Raw genomic sequence first — 3,365 nt, 5'->3', positions numbered from 1 at the left:
GGTCGGGGTCCGGCCGGATGTCGCGGGCCTCGCCGCCGGGCTCTCCGACGCGGTGGGCGCCGTGCGGGCGAGCGGCGCCGACGTGCTGCTGGTGACGCCGTTCATGCCGATGCGACCGGCGTCGCGGCTCTTCGAGGCGCGGTTCGCGGACTTCGCCGACCGCCTTCGCGTGATCGCCGACGAGCACGGCGCGATGCTGCTCGACGCGCGATCGTGTGGCGAGGTGGTGCACCGCCGCAGTTGGGCGGCCGATCGCGTGCACCTCGACTCCAGCGGGCACCGTGCGCTCGCGTACGCCGCTGCGCACGTGCTCGGGGTGCCCGATGCGACGGAGCTCGGCGCGCTCGAGCGCGCCGTCCACGACGACGACGGGGTGGTCGCCAGGCCGGTGGGCGATGCCGAGTGGCTCGCCCGGCATGCGGCGCCCTGGGTGCTCAGGCGGCTGCGAGGGCGCGCTGCGGGCGACGGCCGCGATCCGAAGCGGCCGGTGCTCGTGCCGGTGTCGACGGCGCCGCGGACCGGGAGCCGTTGACCGTCCGTCGCTCCGGCACGCGCCGGGGATCAGCCCGACTTGCGGCGGAACTCGCGCTTGTGGTCGGCCGGCCCCTGGGTGTGCTGCGCGCCGCCGCCGCCGTCGAGGTGCGACTCGCCCTCACGCTGCTTCGAGGCCTTGTTCTTGCGGTCGAGGGCCTCGCGGAACTTGCGCTTCGTCTCCTCTGAGGGGCCGGGGGTGCTCTGCTCGTCGGACGTCATGCCTTCGAGTCTGGCACGGATGCCGCGGGCCGACGACGCGCGCGACCGCGCCGGGTCGCGGCGCGAGCGCGCGACATCCGCCGCCGATCGGCCGAAAAGCCCCGCTCTGCTAGGCTGGAACCGGCGGCCCGATGGGCTGCCGAGCACACTGGAGCAGGCCGGCAGGAAGCTGGTCCCCTGTGGTGGATCACCAACGGCGTCGCGCGGAGCGCAGGCGGCGGGTGGTGGACTTCTACTGGTGGCCAGCGTGAGCGCATCGGCTGATGCGTTTCGTAATGCCTGTTCCTGCTCCTGAGTATGAGTCGCGCCCACACGGGGAGCGACGTAAAACAAAGGAGAAGACCTCTTGGAAGGTCCTGAGATCACGTTCGCCGAAGCCGTCATCGACAATGGCAGGTTCGGCACCCGCACCATCCGCTTCGAGACCGGCCGTCTCGCCCAGCAGGCCCAGGGCTCTGCCGTCGCCTACATCGACGAGGAGACCATGCTGCTCTCGGCGACCTCGGTCTCCAAGCAGCCGAAGGAGCACTTCGACTTCTTCCCGCTCACGATCGACGTCGAAGAGCGCATGTACGCCGCCGGCCGCATCCCCGGCTCGTTCTTCCGTCGCGAGGGCCGCCCCTCGACCGAGGCGATCCTCACCTGCCGCCTCATCGACCGCCCCCTGCGCCCCTCGTTCGTCGAGGGCCTCCGCAACGAGGTGCAGGTCGTCGTCACCGTGCTCGCCATCGAGCCCGACGAGTACTACGACGTGCTCGCGATCAACGCCGCGTCGCTCTCCACGCAGCTCTCCGGCCTGCCCTTCTCGGGCCCGGTCGGCGGCGTGCGCGTCGCCCTCATCGACGGCCAGTGGGTCGCGTTCCCGAAGTACTCGCAGATCGAGGAGGCCGTGTTCAGCATGGTCGTCGCCGGTCGCGTGGTCACCGAGGCCGACGGCTCGCAGGATGTCGCGATCATGATGATCGAGGCCGAGGCCACCGACAACGCGTGGAACCTCATCAAGGCCGGCGGGGTCAAGCCCGACGAGACGGTCATCGCGCAGGGCATCGAGGCGTCGAAGCCGTTCATCAAGCAGCTCGTCGAGGCGCAGCAGTCGGTCGCGAAGACCGCCGCCAAGCCCACCGCCGACTACCCGACGTTCCCGCCCTACCAGCAGTCGACGTACGACGCCGTGGCCGCCTCCGCCTACGAGGAGCTCAAGGGCATCTACCAGATCGCCGGCAAGACCGAGCGCCAGGACGCCGACGACGCGCTGAAGTCGCGGGTCAAGGCCGAGATCGCGGCCAAGGTCGAGAGCGGCGAGCTGCCCGAGTCGGCCAACGCCGAGGTCTCCGCCGCCTACAAGTCGGTCACGAAGCTCGTGGTGCGCTCGCGCGTCCTCGAGGAGGGCGTGCGCATCGACGGTCGCGGCCTCGCCGACATCCGTCCGCTCGACGCCGAGGTGCAGGTCGTGCCCCGCGTGCACGGCTCGGCCATCTTCCAGCGCGGTGAGACCCAGATCCTGGGCGTCACCACGCTGAACATGCTGAAGCTCGAGCAGCAGATCGACTCGCTGAGCCCGGTCACCAAGAAGCGCTACATGCACAACTACAACTTCCCGCCCTACTCGACCGGTGAGACCGGTCGGGTCGGGTCGCCGAAGCGTCGCGAGATCGGGCACGGCGCACTCGCCGAGCGCGCCCTCGTGCCGGTGCTGCCCACGCGCGAGGAGTTCCCCTACGCCATCCGCCAGGTGTCCGAGGCGCTCGGCTCCAACGGCTCGACGTCGATGGGCTCCGTCTGCGCGTCGACGCTCTCGCTGCTCAACGCGGGCGTGCCGCTGCGTGCACCCGTCGCGGGCATCGCGATGGGCCTCATCTCCGACACGGTGAACGGTGAGACCCGCTACGCGGCGCTCACCGACATCCTCGGTGCCGAGGACGCGCTCGGGGACATGGACTTCAAGGTCGCCGGCACGTCGGAGTTCGTCACGGCGATCCAGCTCGACACGAAGCTCGACGGCATCCCCGCGTCGGTGCTCGCCGGCGCGCTGACGCAGGCGAAGGATGCTCGCACGACCATCCTCGCCGTGCTCAACGCGGCGATCGACGGCCCCGACGAGATGGCCCCGACCGCGCCCCGCGTGATCTCGGTGCAGATCCCCGTCGACAAGATCGGTGAGCTGATCGGCCCGAAGGGCAAGACGATCAACGCGATCCAGGACGAGACCGGCGCCGACATCTCCATCGAGGAAGACGGCACCGTCTACATCGGCGCGACCGACGGCCCCTCGGCCGAGGCCGCCCGCGCCCAGGTCAACGCGATCGCCAACCCGACCAACCCCGAGGTCGGCGAGCAGTTCCTGGGCACGGTCGTGAAGATCGCCGCCTTCGGCGCGTTCATCTCGCTGCTGCCCGGCAAGGACGGCCTGCTGCACATCTCCGAGGTGCGCAAGCTCGCCGGTGGCAAGCGCGTCGAGAACGTCGAGGACGTGCTCGGCGTCGGCCAGAAGATCCTCGTCGAGATCACGAAGATCGACGACCGCGGCAAGCTCTCGCTCGCCCCGGTGCTGGCCGAGGACGCCGACACCGACGGTCGCGACGCGACCGGCGCGCACACCGACGCACCCGCAG

The 3,365-nt window shown here is 70.5% G+C and carries 3 protein-coding genes; 2 read left to right on the top strand and 1 reads right to left on the bottom strand.

Going from position 1 to position 3,365, the window contains the following annotated elements; all coding sequences use genetic code 11:
- Positions 1 to 532 (top strand): SGNH/GDSL hydrolase family protein (locus AC1DY2_RS17465; RefSeq protein WP_476763566.1); only part of this gene is annotated, 532 nt, incomplete at its 5' end.
- Between the two features lie 29 nt (positions 533 to 561).
- Here the strand turns inward: AC1DY2_RS17465 and AC1DY2_RS17460 are convergent.
- Complete coding sequence (locus tag AC1DY2_RS17460) at positions 562 to 753, bottom strand: DUF5302 domain-containing protein (RefSeq protein ID WP_159606259.1); 192 nt, start codon at positions 751 to 753, stop codon at positions 562 to 564.
- Positions 754 to 1,099: 346 nt separating this feature from the next.
- On the opposite strand from AC1DY2_RS17460, the gene AC1DY2_RS17455 reads away from it, so the two are divergent.
- A partial coding sequence (locus AC1DY2_RS17455; RefSeq protein WP_476763565.1) for a polyribonucleotide nucleotidyltransferase occupies positions 1,100 to 3,365 on the top strand: 2,266 nt, incomplete at its 3' end.

The sequence above is a fragment of the Agromyces sp. P1_H4 genome (genome assembly GCF_056405255.1).
This window is presented reverse-complemented; position numbering and strand designations above follow the sequence as displayed.

Coding starts and splice junctions, on each gene's coding strand:
- AC1DY2_RS17460 (WP_159606259.1), bottom strand. CDS start 753: ATGACGTCCGACGAGCAGAGCACCCCCGGCCCCTCAGAGGAGACGAAG.